Origin of the sequence: Paraburkholderia sp. BR10936, from assembly GCF_040965735.1 — a bacterium.
GTDB classification, from domain to species: Bacteria; Pseudomonadota; Gammaproteobacteria; order Burkholderiales; family Burkholderiaceae; genus Paraburkholderia; species Paraburkholderia nodosa_A.
In genome coordinates this window covers 55,111-71,577 of the sequence record NZ_JBFRCM010000028.1, presented here as the reverse complement: position 1 = coordinate 71,577, position 16,467 = coordinate 55,111, and the positions used below count along the sequence as shown (strand labels likewise).

Genomic DNA, 16,467 nt, shown 5'->3' with positions numbered 1-16,467 from the left:
TCGAATCACTCACGAGGGCCACGGAAACATCGACGGGACACGCGTGGGTAGATTCTCCTTCAGCGAGCGATGCCTCGGCGATCCGGTTCGCGTAGTACCGCAGGTCGCCGGTCAGCCCTAGTTCGGCGAGTGACGTAGGAAGCCCGACCTGTGGGCTATGCCATTCATGCACGTCTGCAGCCGCATGCGCCGGCTTTTTGGGGCGGCAAGTCGCGAAACGAGAGGCGCTTCGCGACCCCAAAGCGGAAGTTTAGCCAGAAATGGCGAATGCCCGCTTTCGTGAGAAAACTGCACGCTGCGTTCCAGCGGGGACTTGCGAGCGAATGAGGCGTTCCGGGTCCTTGCCGCTTAAGCCATCAATCGCTCGACATCGCAAAGCTCTACGCGAGCCCCGTTCGTAGAAGCGACTTCTTTACTTATCCAATCCAGGGGGATAGGATAATAACCATGGACAAGACCACGACCCACGCTTCGCACCCAGATATCGTTTTGCGCCTCAAGCGCGCCGAAGGGCACCTGCGCAGCACGATTGCCATGATCGAAGCTGGCCGCAACTGCGTCGAGCTCGCCCAGCAGCTCCACGCTATCGAGAAGGCCATCACCAACGCCAAGAAGGCGCTCATCCACGACCACGTGGACCATTGCCTTGAAGCGCAGGCCGGAGCTAACCCCGAGTTGGCGAAGGGCGCGCTCGCGGAATTCAAGGAAATCAGCAAATACCTGTAGAAGCAGCCATGAGTTTTCTTTCTTTCGAACAACTGAATACGGGTTCGGCGACACTGCTCGTCGGTGCAGTCCTTGTCGTGGGCGTTCTGCACACCATTGTTCCCGACCATTGGGTGCCCATCACGCTCATTGCCCGGCAGCGCGGCTGGACCAAGGCCGAGACCGCACGGGCGGCGCTTCAGGCCGGGACGGGCCACGTCGTCACGACGCTCGTCCTCGCTGCGATCGTCTGGCTGGCAGGTGTTGCGGTAGCGGCGAAGTTCGGCCACTGGGTCGACACCATTTCCAGTGTGGCGCTCATTGGCTTTGGACTCTGGATTGGGATTTCGTCATGGCTCGAACTGCGCAAAGGCGATGGCCATGGACATCGCCACGGTCCGCATGGGCACACGCACGACTTTTCTCACCTGGCCGGCGGGAACGATTCCACCAACGGGATTCACGGCCCCGAACTGCAGCGGATCTACGGCGCGGACGGCGTGCTCGATCTGTCCATCTACGAGTTCGGTCAACCGCCGCGTTTTCGCTTCACGACGACGCGGCCCGCGTCGGTGAGAAGCGTCGCCGTTGAAACACGACGTGAAGACGGCACCCGCCAATCGTTTGCCTTCGCACAACGCGGTGAGTATTGGGAGTCGCTGGACGACATTCCCGAGCCACATGGATTCGATGTCAATGTCACCCTCAAGCACGGCGACCACGTGCACACGTACCAGACGGCGTTCGCGGAGCACGAACATCATCACGAGGACCATGAGCATCACGACCACCATGACCATCATGGTCACGGCCATGCACACGGAGCACAGCGCAAAACGTCGTCACGCACTGCACTTCTGCTGATTCTGGGCTCGTCGCCCATGATCGAGGGTATTCCAGCATTTTTTGCAGCGGGGAAGTACGGACTGAGCCTCATCGTCATCATGGCGCTGGTCTTTGCGGCGAGCACCATCCTGACCTACGTGCTGCTTTGCGTCTACTCGACCGCTTCGCTTCAGCGCGTCAAACTGGGCGCATTGGAGCGTTATGGCGAGGTGCTGAGCGGGGTGTTTATCGCGCTCGTAGGGCTGGCATTCTGGTTGTTCCCTGTGCTGTAAGGCTGGCTGCCAGGTCAGATGGCCTGTCGTCGCTGGTGAAAAGCAGGCGTCTCATTCCTGCCTGCAAACGGACGGCCGCGAGTGCTACCTGGCCGTCCGAAGATTGGCCGGCCCCTGCCTGTTGCGCTCGGCTAATGTCGACCCGACTCCCCCGCTGAACGGCTCGGCGGGGGTAAGAGCGCCAATACGGCGCGGATCCGTCGTATCGAGTGCCATCGAACGCACATGCGTCGATGCCCGGCGACTTGATGCGCATCCGTCCACCGCGTCAGCGTGCCGATTTCTCTTCGGCCGCCAAAATGCGGCAGTCCCTGGGGCCGCCTGAGTGACAGTCGTCCTCAATCAATCACGCGACCATTTACGGAGCGAGCGCGTCGTTTTAGTGGTCGTATCTCCCGGCCTGGTCGCGGAACGTCGGCAGGCCGGGGCGTCGCGGAGCGTTAACCCATCAGAACGTCACGACCGTCCGCAGTCCGGCTACGGCCTCGTTGCCGATGCGTGCGCCGCTGTTGTTCGGGTCGGGGATGCCGCCACCCGGATGGAAGATGTACTGGAGTTCGCCCTGCAGCAGCCACCACGGCGCAACCTGATACTGGTACGTCGCCTCGATCACCGTCTCCGCCGAACGCACAGGGTAGCCCGGCGTCTTGAGCGTTGCGATGTCACGGTCGAGTGCGCTCGCGCTCGAGCTGACGTTCGCGTAGCTCACCGCGAGCCCGACCGAGTCGCTGTCCCGGCCCTTGAACGGAGCTTTCAGCACGACGCCCGCGTTGAGATTGAAGTCGAGCAGGTTACGGTCGCCCGGCGCGCCCATCACACGCGTGAATACGCCGACCGATTGCGGGCTGTCGGCGCTCGGGCGCCACACCATCTGGTCTGCAACGGCATAAATGCTGAAGTTGCCGCGATGCGTGGCCGGCACGCCGTTCGACGCCGGGCTCGCGAGCGAGATGCCGTTCGTGTCGAGGTGCTGATCCGCGAAGTGATTGTTGTTGTACCAGAAGCCCAGCTTGTAGGTGCCCGGCAGCCCGCCCGGCTGTGCCGAACCAGATCCGCCTGCCGGCGGCTGGTTGATCGCGTACTGGACCTCGCCGATCATCATGACGCCGTTGTGCAGGTTGAACCGGGTGCCGCTGGCGTTGAGTTGCTGCGGGTCGCCATTGCCCGGCGCGGGGTTGCCGTCGAAGATGCCGCCGAGAATCGTCATCGAGTCACTCGGCTTGAACCGCAGGCGCACGCCAAGTGACGAGAGCGGATAGGCAGGGCCGCCCGCAGGCATGTCAGTGGCGGCCAGGACGGGCCAGCCGAAAGTCGCGTTCGCGAACGTGCTGCCGTACTGGCTGATGATGAATTCCTGATCAAGGCTCTGCTGGCCGATCCTGACGTCGAATTTGTCACCTATCGCCTGCTGGTACCAGAGTTCCCACAAACGCGTCGACGCTTCGGCTTCGACGCCGCTCACGGCTTGCAGCGCGTTCAGGCGTGCCGCCGTGATGCCGTGTCCGTGAATCTGCAGGGCATCGACGAAGAAGGTGCCGCCCTTCAGGCCGAGCGCCTTGTCAGTATCGACGCTAAGGCCGAACTGAGTGGCGCCGTTGTATGAAGCGCCCTTCGAGATACCGCCGGAGAAGTTGCCGTAGAGCTCGCTGGTTTCCTGCGCGTTGAACGTGATGCCGTGATCGCCCAGTAGCGTGCGCAGTCCGCCCATGTCGCCGAGCAGGTTAGAGCGCTCCCAGAAGCCGGTCGGCGCGGCGGCGGCCCCGGCCGATGCCGCGCTTGTGTCGGTGTTTGTAGTTGCGGCAACGTCGTGGTCTGCCGCAACCGGGGCGGCAGACGCCGACTGTGCGTAAGCCGGATCGGTTGTGCCGGCGGCCAGTGCCACCAGCAGCGCCGCGGCGGCGCAGGCCGGCTTTACGCGCGAGGGCGGAGCGAGCATACATCGGCTGTCAATGCTATTGTCGTTTTGTGTGGGCGTGCCAAAGGAGATCATTTTTGCTTTCTTTTGGGAAACGAACCGATGAATGAGCGGCGCCGAAGCAGGAAGGTGTCCGGCGTCAACTCGCCGCGAGGTCACAGTGTTGTTGAATCGTCTTCACAACAGCCAGCTCAGGCGGGCCATGATGTACCGCCAGCGTTGCGTTTTGAGGTCGTCCAGAGGGCCGCGACCGAGGTGTCGCGTCGCACTGCGTTAGCTGGGCGGGCACCTGGGTGCCCCCAGAGCTGGCCTGGTCCGTCAGGTTCGCGGCGCGGTGCGATGGCCAGCGTCGCACGCAGGTAAGTGCGTGAGACGCGGAGAAAGCGTTCGGTATGCATGATTCAACTCCCGTCGAGCCCGGCCTGGCCGGGCAACGTTCGATAAGTGGCACACCGTCAGCGAAGTCGGGCGCTGTCGGCGGGCTTAAGCAAAAAGGGAGCGAGCTACAGACAGACCGCACGGGCGGTCCGGAAGAAGCGCGCTGACCCGTCAATCGGGGTCAGCGGCAGGAGGGAAAGTCCGGCGTCGCTAACGCGCGATTGCAGTCTGGTTGCCGGCACACGCCGGCATACAAGATCGACTACTAGAGCTTGCGTCCACGAAGGACTCTCCTGTTTCTAAGACAGGGCGGATTCTATGCGCGCCCTCTGTGAACGTGCAAGGAGAAATTGTCACGCAGTGCTTAGTAGCTTCAAAGGGATACACAACGCACCTGCGGGCAACGGTCTGCACTGCATGAATGCGAAACAAAGAGTTATGTGAATGATTTGCATCCACCGGAGTAACAGATTCGAAAGAAAAATCTTTGAAATAGTCGTTGACTCGGCTTGCGCGTCGTCACTAGAATTCGCGTGTTTCCACGAAAGGGGCATTTGCCTTGGACAGTTGTAGTAGTCGACCTTCGAATCGTTTTTCTGCCTGACCGGCACGACGCCCGCCTGGATTTTTCCCTAGCCGCCGTCCTGCCAGCAGGCAGACGGTGCGCGCCGCAGTAGCTTTCGCAGTTTTTCCCGCGCATCTCTTCGATTGGCCGCCGTCGTTCACGCGCGTGCTGTCACGCACGTTCGTCAACACGACCCGCGTCGCGCCATTGGCTCGCGCCGCCGCTTGTTCACGCCGTTTTCGCGCGCGCAACACCGCGCCGGAACCGGCGTGCGGTAAAACGTCCGTCAAACATGAACCGGACCCAAATGAAAGAGGAGCTCACGATGCCCGACCCTGAGCCTAAACCCTGCACATCTCGCCTTGCGTTCTCGCAGAACGCGGGCCACTTCGCCTGACATCTGGCCGCATACGTTCCTCCCACACGCCTGGGCATATTGCCCCGCGTGCAGCGAAACGAAGGCACGCCTGATCGATGGCGCCACGTTTCAGGCATCTGGAGGAATCACCATGCACTTCGCTCTCCTCGTTTCGCAACTCCCGCACGTCGAAGAAGCTCGCACGCACTACAACGGCATGCTCGGGCTCGACTCACATTCGCACGGCTCAACCGGCGTAGTCGCTGCCGTCTGGACGGCATTCAAAAAGCTCGTTCGCTGACACGGCCTGGCGTCGCCGACTTCTGCCCCTGCTCCTGCACCAGCAGTCGGCGGGGCAGCGCCACGTCTCAATCATTAAATTCAAAAAAGTACTACTAAGGAATAAATACAGATGTCCACCACTCCTGCAAACATCACGCAACGTCGGAGTGCCGTGCTCGACGACGCGCACGTGGGCGATATCAAAGGCGCCCTCGGCACCATCGCCCGCCACGACACCGCTCCGCGCAGCAACGGGATGGCGCGCCTGCGTACGCTGCTCGCCATCCTCGGCCCTGGTCTCATTGTCATGGTCGGCGATAACGACGCCGGCGCCTTCGGCACTTATACGCAGGCGGGGCAGAACTACGGCACGTCGCTGCTCTGGACGCTCGCGCTGCTGATTCCGGTTCTCTATGTGAACCAGGAAATGGTCCTGCGCCTGGGCGCCGTGACCGGCGTCGGCCACGCACGCCTCATCTTCGAACGCTTCGGCAAGTTCTGGGGCGCCTTCAGCGTCATCGATCTTTTTCTGCTCAATGCGCTCACGATCGTCACCGAGTTCATCGGCATTACGTTTGCGCTCGACTTTCTCGGCGTCTCGAAGGTTCTCGGTGTCTGCATCGCCGCGGTACTGACGATGGCGGCGGTCAGTACGGGCGACTTCCGGCGCTTCGAACGCTTCGCGATCGTGCTGTGCCTGTTGAGTCTGCTGCTGATCCCGGTGCTCGTTTCGATTCACCCGCCTGTGGGCGTTATCGCGCGCGACTTCTTCGTGCCGACCTGGCCGGCGAATTCGAAGCTCTCCGACGTGATGCTGCTCGTGATCGGCATCGTCGGCACGACCGTCGCGCCGTGGCAACTGTTCTTCCAGCAGAGTTACGTGATCGACAAGCGCATTACCCCGCGCTTCATGAAGTATGAGAAAGTGGACCTCTGGATCGGTATCGCGTTCGTGATCGTCGGCGCTGTGGCGATGATGGCCTTCACCGCCGCGCTCTTTGACGGCAAGCCAGAGTTCGGCAACTTCACCGACGCGGGTGGCGTGATTGCGGGTCTGCACAAGTACGTCGGCCAGACCTCGGCCACGATCTTCGCCGTGGCGCTGCTCGACGCGTCGATCATTGGCGCCGCCGCCGTTTCGCTCTCGACGGCCTATGCGATTGGCGATGTCTTCAAGGTCAAGCACTCGCTGCACCGCAGCGTGCTCGACGCGAAGGGTTTCTATCTTGTCTACTTCGGCATCATCGCGCTCGCGGCGGCCCTCGTGCTGATTCCCGGCAGCCCGCTCGGCCTCCTGACTGAGGCTGTGCAGACGCTGGCCGGCGTGCTGCTGCCGAGCGCAACGGTGTTCCTGTTGCTGCTCTGTAATGACAAGGCGGTGCTCGGCCCGTGGGTGAATTCGAAGAAGCTGAACGTGTTCACGGGTGCAGTGATTGCCGTGCTCGTCGTGCTGTCGATCATCCTGACGGCGGCCACGGTTTATCCGGATATCAGCGGTGCGGCAATTATCAAGATTCTCGTAGGCGGATGCGGGCTTGCCGCAGCGGTGTACGCAGCGGTGGAACTCTCGCGAAAGTTGCGCGGTGGAACTGTCGGCCATGATGCGGCTCCGCTCAACAAGCCGGCCCTGAAGGAGTTGCGCAACACGTGGCGCATGTCGCCGCTCGAAGACCTGCCGGCGCCGCAGCACCTGACGCTGTCGACACGCGTGTGGATGGGCGTGCTGCGCACCTACCTCGTCGTCGCAGTGGGTCTCGTGATCGTGAAGGTCGTGCAGATGGCCATTCACTGAAGTAAGTAAGCGGGGCAGGCGCACGTCTGCCCGATTTTTTTGGAACATGCGGCGCACGAATATGCGTGCACGCGTGTACAGGTAGGTGTACATGCTGCGCCTTCGACCTGCTGGAAACCCGTCTGTGCTCTAATTCCCGCGTCGTTGAATTCCCCGGTGGCTGAAGGAAATCGAAGCTGCGAAGACGGCGGGTCACCCGAAATCCAGAATCATCAGGGCAATGTTCTTCTTAAGAACCCTTTTAAGCATGGTGCGAACAGGCTCGTGAAGGAGCTTTCTCGCTGCTTCCTTGACATGTTTCCATTGGGGGACTTCGATGCTCAGCCACCATGAAATTGGGACGCTGCTAACGCTGGCGAACGGGGATAAGCGGGTACAGACACTCGACCCGAACATGCGATCGCTACAGACCCGGAAGCTTGTAGAAACCCAGAATTGCGCGCCTGGGTGGATCATCGTGCGGCTAACGGATTCTGGCCGCGCGCTGCTGCAGCGCCTGCAGGTTGAGTCGTGATAGCTGTAATACGAAGCAATTCGCATACGGTTCGCTTCGCGCCTCATTCCTGATCGAGGCTCTCCGGTCCAGACAGGCCGGGGAGGCGGCAATAGCGGCTCAAGCATGCACCGGACATTTCGACGAGGAGGTGAATTTTGTGCTTCATTACTGGACCTTCGATCTGGCTTTGTGCCTGTTCGATCGCGGCGCTGAGAGATCGAGGCGATGCCCCTGCGTTCGGGATGGAAATCCTGCGGCCGCGCTTGCTTGAACACCTCGGAGCTATACCGCACCGTATTATTGAACCACTACCTGAGATAGGCAGGTCTGGGCGATCAGATTCGCGCACGAAATACTCTCCACCGAACGTAGCGTAACAGGCCACTCAGTGGCGTGGATTGGGCGTTGCTCGGCCGCGCGTTGCAAGGGCGCTCCGCGCTACTGCATCAGGAGTCGAAAATGAAAAAGCACATTAGCCCGATACGCATGGTTCTGGCCCTGGTCCTCGTCGTCGCTTTCCAGTCCACTGATCATAATGCTCCTGTAACCACAGCGAACGTGACGCAGGTCGTTCCGGGCATCTTCCCTGAAAATGGACCGCCGAATGGTGGAACGTTCCACTGCCTGGTCTATGGGAAATACTGCCTCAGCAACGCGTTGCGCGGCCGCTAACAAGCAAGTGGGCCGCGTTTCTCACGCGTGTGTACTGGTTAGCTGTACACGATTGGCGCGACTTACAGGTTAAGAAGGACCAGTGTGCCGTGGCCCCCCAATGATCGTCCCGAAAGAAACCCCGGCGTTTCTGCTATGTTTACATGAAGCTATCGGCGAAGAAGCATGCCGTCCAGTTACCCTGGTTCTGCTTAGCAAATCCAGTTGACGTTTAATATCTCGCGCTCCTAGAATATAGGAGTCTTCATAGAAGGGGCCGATGCCTTGGACAGTTCCAGTTGTCGATCTTCGAACAGTTTCGCTGCCTGACCGGCAGAACGTCCGCGCCCACTATTCCAGCCGCCGTTCTGCCAGCAGGCAGACGGTGCGCGCCGTAGCAAAACTCTCCGTGCACCCCTGATTCGCGCCGCCAGACGCAGCCTTTGCGCACGTCCGGCACGCGCCGCGTCGCGAGCGGCCACTCGCGCCGTGAATCCGTGCTCGTGCGATTAGTTCGCAGGCGAGCGCGTGACTGAGTGCGCGCGTTCCAGTCGTCAGCACCAACGCCGAAAAGGAGTCGAAATGCCAGACAGTGCCAGTTATCCCATATACCGCTCGCCAGTACCTTTGTGTTTAACTGAGGAAAGCAGGTAGGCCTGTCACCGCGCACGTGATGTACGTGGTCCCCGTGTCTCCTGGCTTTCCGCATCAACGCGTCAAGCCAGGCGCACGGAGTAAAACCATGACTTTCGGACTCCTCCTCTCGAACCTTCCACACGTTGACGAAGCGCGTGCCCAATACGACACGATGCGTTCGCTGCGACCCCTCGGACAACAGCGGCTCGCAACCTTCTGGCGCTGGCTGATGCTCCTGATTGCCTGAGCGTCTGTACGCCATAGGTGAGGGACGCCGTTGCCCGGTGACGCCGTTCCTCGCGTATGGCGGAGGTAAACATTTTCGTTTCAGCAGCCCGTTACCAGGGGAGGAAACAAAATGTCGATCCGAACTGAAACTTCAACGTCATCTGCCGCCGCGATGGAACGCAGCGCGGTTCTCGACGACGCCCATATGGGGGACATCACGGGCGCGCTCGGCACCATCGCACGTCACGACATTGCGCCTCGCACCGGCTGGTGGGCGCGCTTGCGCACGCTGCTGGCGATCCTCGGCCCCGGGCTGATCGTGATGGTTGGCGACAACGATGCGGGGGCGTTCGCCACCTATACCCAGGCGGGGCAGAATTACGGCACGACGCTGCTGTGGACGCTGTTGCTACTGGTGCCTGTCCTCTACGTGAACCAGGAAATGGTGCTGCGACTTGGCGCCGTGAGTGGTGTGGGGCACGCACGCCTCATTTTCGAGCGTTTCGGCCGGTTCTGGGGGACGTTCAGCATCGTCGACCTGTTTTTGCTCAACGCCCTGACAATTGTCACCGAGTTCATCGGTATCACGTTCGTTCTCGACTTTTTCGGATTTTCCAGGATTGCTGGTGTCTGCATCGCCGCGGCGCTGACCATGACAGCGGTAAGCACAGGCAACTTCCGCCGCTTCGAACGCTTTGCAATGGGGCTGTGCGTGCTGAGTCTGCTGCTCGTGCCGGTCCTGGTATCGATACACCCGCCGGTCGTTTCGATAGCGCGCGACTTCTTCATCCCGAACTGGCCAGCGCACTCGAAGCTCTCAGACGTGATGCTGCTCGTGATCGGCATCGTCGGCACCACCGTGGCGCCCTGGCAACTGTTCTTCCAGCAGAGCTATGTCGTCGACAAGCGCATCACGCCACGCTTCATCCGCTATGAGCGGGCCGATCTGTGGATCGGTATCGTGTTCGTGATGATTGGCGCGGTGGCCATGATGGCTTTCTGCGCCGAGCTGTTTGCCGGCCGCCCTGAATTTGGCAATTTCACGGATGCGGGTGGCGTAATTGCGGGTCTCGAAAAGTATGCAGGGCGCACGATGGCGACCTGCTTTGCGATTGCGCTGTTCGATGCCGCGATTATCGGCGCAGCGGCCGTGTCGCTGTCGACAGCTTATGCGATTGGCGACGTGTTCAAGATTCGCCATTCACTGCATCGCAGTGTGGCGTCCGCGAAGGGCTTCTATCTGGTGTACTTCGGGATCGTCGCGGCATCGGCCGCGCTGGTGCTGATTCCGGGCAGCCCGCTTGGCTTGCTGACGCTGGCCGTGCAAACCCTTGCGGGTGTGCTCCTGCCGAGCGCCACGGTGTTCCTGCTGCTGCTTTGCAACGACCGGGCCGTTCTGGGTCCGTGGGCCAACTCTACAAAGGTGAATCTGTTCACCGGCGCGGTGATCTGGGTGCTGGTCCTGCTGTCCATTATCCTGACCGCCTCGGTGATGTACCCGGACATAAGCGGTGAAACGATTCTCGAGGTACTGGTGGATGGCACGCTGCTCGCCATCGTTGGCTATGCCGTCACGATTGGAATGCGCAGACTGCGTCGTGAACCGGCAGACGGCGACGGCGATGCGAGCATGCAGGTATATCCGGTCGGTGCTCGCTACACGTGGCGCATGCCACCGCTCGAGGAGTTGCCGCCGGCAAATCTCACACTGGCCAAGCGAGTTTGGATGGGTGTACTGCGCGGCTATCTGCTGATCGCGGTCGCGCTGGTCATTGTGAAGGTCGTGCAGATGACGTTGTTTAAATAGCGTCGGGACGCCGGTCACTGGCCGGACGGGCCCGGGACTGGCGAGAGGTGGTCGTGAGAAGTCGCATACTATGCATTCGGCGCGCTCTTGCCGCTTGATGGTACGGGGACGGCAAGGTCGCGCCATCCGCGTTCGCCGGACGTGGCGCAACATGCCACTCAGCCATATGGAGTGGGCGCTGCTCGTCGCGTGGGCAGCGCTCCTCACGAGTCTGCTCTGGGTCGTCCTGCTTGCGGGGCCAATCCGGTCGTTCAGGCAGGCATTCTGATGGCTGGACGTTGGCTGAGGTCGTGGTCGAGCCGGACTTTGTACAGCCGTCGCGGCAATCAGCCGGAGGATTTGATGATGAGGAAATACCTATTCGCGGTATCCCTTGTGGGAGCCATCCTTTCCATCATCGCAATCGCGACGTCTGGACTGAACTGCCAGGTATCCCGTTACGACACGGCTCGTGTCGTAACGGGCGGTCTGACTGGCAACGGATTATCAGAGCGCCCGGAGACCCATTGCCTGATCTATGGAAGGCTTTGTCTCGGCAATACCCTGCGCGGCCGTTAGCTGAATGGCGGGGCACTGCGAAAACAGCGGGGCGTTTGTGCTCGGGCGGTGCTCGCTGTTGCGGTTCTGGTGAGGAAGATGCAGCGATGCAGCGAAGTAAGATCGCGATTGATACAGGCGAGCGGCACATGGTTACATTGCACGTCCGCCCGGCACCGGGGCAGGTGGGCAACGCCGCGTTGGTTCGGGAATCGTCGGTCACTGAATCGAAGCAATGCTGGTCCCTGTGCTTGCAGGCGTTGCACTCAACGCCCTCGTGATCCACTGGCTGGACCCCTTTTTGCTTGTTACATCGCTGTCGAGGGCGTCGGACATTGGAGGGAAGGCCGCGACGCGGGCGCAGCGAGCACGCTAGGCGACGCATCTGGTCGATGCCGTCAAGGTGTTTCACTGAGGCCGTTCAGCAAGGCAGTTAACGTAGATGCGGCGATTCGTGACGCACCGCATGCGTGAAGCGGTGTCCGTGTTCAAGGTATTGCTGACACACCGGCGAACACATGTCCCGGTCAGCCAAGGCTCTAGACGCATGTGCAACAGACGAATTTTGAGCCGTCGCATCGGTCGGGATAACGATCGATACGATGGCTAATGCAATCGTTAGCGAAGGTGGAGGATGGAAATTCGGTTTACTAAATAATATTCGGGGAGTAGGCAAAGTGGAGTTGAAACTGGTGGAATTGCGGCTTACTCGGACACGCCGACAATGATCGCACTCTTGCGCGTTTGAGATACTAGGCAAGAACGCTGAATCGGCACGTCTCCTGACACCTCACAACGGCTTCGACCGAGTGACGGTATTTCTGACGGTATACGAATGCAATTTCGTCCCCTAGCCTATGTGGGACAAACGTTTCCCGCCAGACTCGACACAATTGCGCAGATTGACACGGTCCGGACTCGGGCCATTTACGGACGCTCGTACGCGCTTTCACGAGGACGTTGGAACGTCAGTTCCCCCGGTGAACGGACCATCGCGGGCCAACTGACGACGTGCGCAAGGCGGGCGTTTAGGCTCGGGTTTGGCGGCTCACCACAGGCGACCATCTTTCACCGACGCTTCCTACGGAAGTCAGGATCTCATTGAAATCATGCGCATCGAACCGCTACCAGGAAGCGAGCATCGTCGCTCGGGTTTTATCGTCTGGGTCCTTTCATGCCTTCCGACTCCATGGCCGCATTCCATTCCTCACTCGCCTCGATCGGGTCCATCGCTTCGTCAAGCGACGCGGTTGCGCGCTCGGCGGCCGCTCTAGTTTCGTCTGCCGGGGAGTCTGCGTCGCCGTCACCCGGGGGCTGCAGCATGTCCTTGATCATCGCGCTCAGCTCCGACGTGTCCCATGGCAGCCCACGCCGGGTTCGGTCCTTTATGTAGTGCCTCACTTCTGCGTCCTGCTCCGCGGTAAGCGGCAGTCCGCGGAAGGTGCTTTGGGGGTCAGAGTCAGTCATTACCTTCTCCTTCTGTTACTTTTTCAGTGTACTCGCCATTGCGACCACGAGAGCCGTGAACGCGGCGCTCTTGCGCCGAATCGAATGTGTGGCCGCGGCCGGCAGCAGGCGGCCGATTCTGTTGAAAAACTCTTTTTTGGCCTGGATGTTCTGGCGACTCGAGTTCGCAACGCTCGAGGGCGGCAGTTGCGGCGCAGCTTTCGGGAGGGGATCGGTGGCCCCGATGCCCCCTCAAGCGATCATTCTCACTGCGGTCTGACTCGTTGGCGTCAACCACTTCGCCATTCGACGTAGATTCTGCGCTGTTGCGGCCAACAGAAATTCGTCGTGCGCACCGCTGGGTCCGCGCAATCGCAATCGATCAAGCTTCAAGATTCGCTTCAAGTGCGCCGAGGCGGTCATCGGCGCAGTTAAGGCGGTGCGAACAGCGCGGCGGGCGACGTCGCCCGAAAAGCGTACGACGATTGCAACGACGGATTGAAGGCCTTGCCGATGAAAAAGTTCGGCATAGCAAGAGAGATGGCCGTTGACTTCCATCTGAACCCCACGGGTGAACAGCATGGCCGCCTCCCGGTTTCGCACATCGCCCGAGCGGTCAGCTTGCGGCTCAAACATCCGCAGCCGTTCATTCGGCGCTCGACGGTCAGAGCTCCGACCCAGCCATGTAAGCTGTTCGTTGAGCTCGACGTCTAGTTCAGTCACTTCTACCCGGCGATCGATTCTCTTCGGGAATGAGCCTTGTGAATGATCTGCTGATTCTCATTCCCGCAGGCAGCCATTAGCCTAGTTCTGTCGTTCATCAGCAGACGGAAGTTTCCCGCCTGCGTTTGGGTCAACGCCAGTCGACGATCTCTGATTGGCGGACTATCGGGGCCTCCCCTTCACGCCGATTTCTTTTAAAGGCCACCTACCATGGCAAAACTGACCAAGAAGACCGCCCTCGTCACCGGCGGTTCGCGCGGCATTGGCGCCGCGATCGCCAAGCGGCTGGCTGCCGACGGCGCAAGGGTGGTGATCACCTATGTCAGGGGCGCGGACGCCGCCGCCCTGGTGGTGAAGGAGATCGAAAGCGCAGGAGGCGAGGCGATCGCGATCCAGGCGGACGCCGCCGACGCGAAGGCCGTTACGGCCGCGGTCGAACGGACCGTCTCCACCTTCGGCCAGCTCGACATCCTGGTGAACAACGCCGGCATACTCATCCCCAAGCCCTTCGAGGAGGCCACGCAGGAGGAGATGGACCGTGTGATCGACGTCAATCTGCGCGGCGTGTTCGTGGCCACCCAGGTCGCGCTCAAGCACCTGAGGGCGGGCGGCCGCATCATCACGATCGGCTCCTGCGTCGGCGAGCGGAACATGATTCCGGTCCTGACGACCTACGCCGCGACCAAGGGCGCAGTGAAGATGTTCACCCAGAGCCTGTCTCGCGAGGTTGCCCCCCGCGGCATCACGGTCAACAACATCCAGCCGGGGCCGATCGACACCGATAACAACCCCGCGGCCGGCGACTGGGCGCCGCCGCAGATCGCGATCACGGCGCTGAAGCGGTTCGGCCACGTCGACGACGTCGCCGCGATGGCGGCGTTCATCGCTGGCCCCGAGGCCAGCTACATCACCGGCGCAAACTTCACCGTCGACGGCGGCGCCAACGCCTGAAGGGCACGACAGCCCTCTCCGGTGGGGCTTGCTCGCGCTACGTCCGCAATGGGTCGACCCGGCGCGACCGTATCGGGCAGTAGTCGGCCACCGCGGGCCATTGGATTTCGCGATTGATACGAACCGACCGCAATTCGATAACGCAGATGCGATCCTTCGAATATTTCGAATTATCGGAATGAAAATGGCCGCCTATCTTATCAACTTGAAGTGCGGTTCCGCTGCGCGCGATTACACCCGATGTAATTGGCGCACTCGACAACCGTCGCTACTCTTTGCCAGTCGCGCCGCCGATCCGGTCGCGCACGAACGGAATGCGTTCGGTTTGCTGATGAGTCTGAACCTGCTGATCGAGACGCCCGGCGGTTTTGAGTACACCGGCGAGCAGTGCAAGGATTGAATGAGCGAGGCAGGTTTCCGGAAGCATCTCACAGTCCAGACAACGCGGTCTCGCACTGATGGAGTGAGTGGAATGGACGGCGAAAACACAATCGCAAATATCGATCAGACTGACTGGGCGGCGTTGAAGGACAGGCTTGTCGAAGCCGGCAGCCAGGTGCTGATGATGCCCGCAGCTGGCGGGGAAATTACGCATTGGAACGGCGCATTGGATCCCCGTCCGAAAATGCTGGTCCGATGCAGCACCGTTGCCCAGGTCTCCCGTGTGATGAGCGCCGCGCGCGGCTTTGACGCTCCTCTAGCCGTCCACAACGGCGGGCAGGACTGGAACGGTCGGTCCATGCGCGACGGCAGTCTGCTGCTAGACCTTTGCGACTTGCGGACCATTGAGATTGACACCGGGCGCAGCGTAGCGACGATCGGTGCGGGCGTGACGAGCGCTCAGCTCAATCGCGCTGCGGGCGAGCGAGGTCTTGCCGCGGTGATCGGCAACGATGGGGCGGTGAGTATGGCCGGCCTCACGATCGGTGGTGGCTATGGACCGCTCATGACGCGCTTCGGCCTGGCGTGCGACAACCTCCTGTCGGCCGAGGTCGTGCTGCTCAATGGACGCATCGTGACCTGCGACGGAGAGCACGAGCCGGACCTGTTCTGGGCGCTACGCGGTGGCGGTGGGAACTTTGGGATTGTCACGTCGATGAGCCTGCGTCTCCACACGCTGGATGACGCGCTGGTCGGTACGATCGTGTTCCCCTGGACTGATGGGCGTGCTGCCCTGGCGCACTATGCCGCGTTGATGCTCCGGGCGCCAGGCGAACTGTTCGGCGCCGCCGTCCTGGCAACCGGACCAGGCGGCAAACCGGTGATCGCGATCTCGCTTGTCTGGACAGGAGATCCGGCGGCCGGCGAGGCAATCATCGGCGAGGCGGCGGCAGCGGGTCATCCCATTGTCGTCAGGGTCGAACCGACTGCTGCGAGCGATCTTCTCTTCCTGACCGACGGAAAGCTTGCCCAAGGTCTCGGCTACGAAGTTGCGACGCGGTGGTTCAGCGCCCTCACAAGCACGACGATCGACGTACTCCTTGCAGCGTTCGAGGCGCGCACGTCGCCCCTGGCTTCTATCGTCGTCCATCATTGCCATGGGGCCGCTACACAGGTCGCGGCTGACGCGACCGCGTTTGGCATGAGAGATCCACACTTCACTGCTCTGGTCTACGCAGCGTGGGAGCCTCCGCTGGCCGACGCAGAGCAGCATCGGGCCTGGGCGGCGTCCCTGGACGCGGAACTCGCGTCGACCTCGTTGCCGGGGGGCTATGCCAACCTCCTGCCCGACCGCGCATCGGACCGGATAGCCCACGCTTACGGCCCCAATGCGTTGAGGCTGTCCCGGATCAAATCCCGCTTCGACTCGAGAGGCGTCCTCCATGCCATTCCGCTGCCAGCGCTATCACCGGCCGCGTGACGCCTGCGATGACGCGCT

The 16,467-nt window shown here is 61.2% G+C and carries 13 protein-coding genes; 10 read left to right on the top strand and 3 right to left on the bottom strand.

Features of this window, described 5'->3' with window-relative positions:
• Positions 1-447: 447 nt before the first annotated feature.
• Complete coding sequence (locus AB4Y36_RS36560) at positions 448-726, top strand: metal-sensing transcriptional repressor (RefSeq protein ID WP_368685567.1); 279 nt, start codon at positions 448-450, stop codon at positions 724-726.
• 8 nt (positions 727-734) lie between these two features.
• Complete coding sequence (locus AB4Y36_RS36555; RefSeq protein WP_368685566.1) at positions 735-1,823, top strand: hypothetical protein; 1,089 nt, start codon at positions 735-737, stop codon at positions 1,821-1,823.
• Between the two features lie 448 nt (positions 1,824-2,271).
• Here the strand turns inward: AB4Y36_RS36555 and AB4Y36_RS36550 are convergent, their stop codons facing one another.
• Complete coding sequence (locus tag AB4Y36_RS36550) at positions 2,272-3,759, bottom strand: carbohydrate porin (RefSeq protein ID WP_368685565.1); 1,488 nt, start codon at positions 3,757-3,759, stop codon at positions 2,272-2,274.
• Positions 3,760-5,190: 1,431 nt separating this feature from the next.
• Between AB4Y36_RS36550 and AB4Y36_RS36545 the strand changes: the two genes are divergently transcribed.
• The 5 genes from AB4Y36_RS36545 (at position 5,191) to AB4Y36_RS36525 (ending at position 10,931) form a co-directional block, all read left to right on the top strand.
• Positions 5,191-5,340 carry a hypothetical protein gene (locus AB4Y36_RS36545; protein ID WP_176732903.1) on the top strand — a complete coding sequence of 50 codons (150 nt, stop codon included), beginning with the start codon at positions 5,191-5,193 and terminating at the stop codon, positions 5,338-5,340.
• A 111-nt stretch (positions 5,341-5,451) separates the two neighbouring features.
• A complete protein-coding gene (locus AB4Y36_RS36540) occupies positions 5,452-7,113 on the top strand; it encodes an Nramp family divalent metal transporter (protein ID WP_368685564.1) in 1,662 nt (553 codons plus the stop codon).
• Between the two features lie 955 nt (positions 7,114-8,068).
• Positions 8,069-8,281, top strand: a complete 213-nt coding sequence (locus AB4Y36_RS36535) for a hypothetical protein (protein WP_368685563.1) — start codon at positions 8,069-8,071, stop codon at positions 8,279-8,281.
• A 721-nt stretch (positions 8,282-9,002) separates the two neighbouring features.
• Entirely contained in the window at positions 9,003-9,143 is a 141-nt protein-coding gene (locus tag AB4Y36_RS36530; protein ID WP_368685562.1) for a hypothetical protein, read from the top strand.
• Between the two features lie 111 nt (positions 9,144-9,254).
• On the top strand, positions 9,255-10,931 hold the full coding sequence (locus tag AB4Y36_RS36525) for an Nramp family divalent metal transporter (protein ID WP_368685561.1): 1,677 nt from the start codon (positions 9,255-9,257) through the stop codon (positions 10,929-10,931).
• A 1,692-nt stretch (positions 10,932-12,623) separates the two neighbouring features.
• On the opposite strand, the gene AB4Y36_RS36520 is transcribed toward AB4Y36_RS36525, so the two are convergent.
• On the bottom strand, positions 12,624-12,935 hold the full coding sequence (locus AB4Y36_RS36520; protein WP_368685560.1) for a hypothetical protein: 312 nt from the start codon (positions 12,933-12,935) through the stop codon (positions 12,624-12,626).
• A 231-nt stretch (positions 12,936-13,166) separates the two neighbouring features.
• Positions 13,167-13,496: a hypothetical protein gene (locus AB4Y36_RS36515; RefSeq protein WP_368685571.1), complete on the bottom strand. Its 330-nt coding sequence runs from the start codon at positions 13,494-13,496 to the stop codon at positions 13,167-13,169.
• Positions 13,497-13,847: 351 nt separating this feature from the next.
• Here AB4Y36_RS36515 and AB4Y36_RS36510 point away from each other — a divergent pair, with 351 nt between their 5' ends.
• From AB4Y36_RS36510 to AB4Y36_RS36500, 3 genes are all read left to right on the top strand, one after another.
• Positions 13,848-14,588: an SDR family NAD(P)-dependent oxidoreductase gene (locus AB4Y36_RS36510; RefSeq protein ID WP_368685559.1), complete on the top strand. Its 741-nt coding sequence runs from the start codon at positions 13,848-13,850 to the stop codon at positions 14,586-14,588.
• A 184-nt stretch (positions 14,589-14,772) separates the two neighbouring features.
• On the top strand, positions 14,773-14,988 hold the full coding sequence (locus AB4Y36_RS36505) for a hypothetical protein (protein WP_368685570.1): 216 nt from the start codon (positions 14,773-14,775) through the stop codon (positions 14,986-14,988).
• Between the two features lie 72 nt (positions 14,989-15,060).
• The gene (locus AB4Y36_RS36500; RefSeq protein WP_368685558.1) at positions 15,061-16,449 is read left to right on the top strand and encodes an FAD-binding oxidoreductase; all 1,389 of its coding nucleotides are present in this window, start codon (positions 15,061-15,063) and stop codon (positions 16,447-16,449) included.
• The last annotated feature ends 18 nt before the right edge of the window (positions 16,450-16,467 follow it).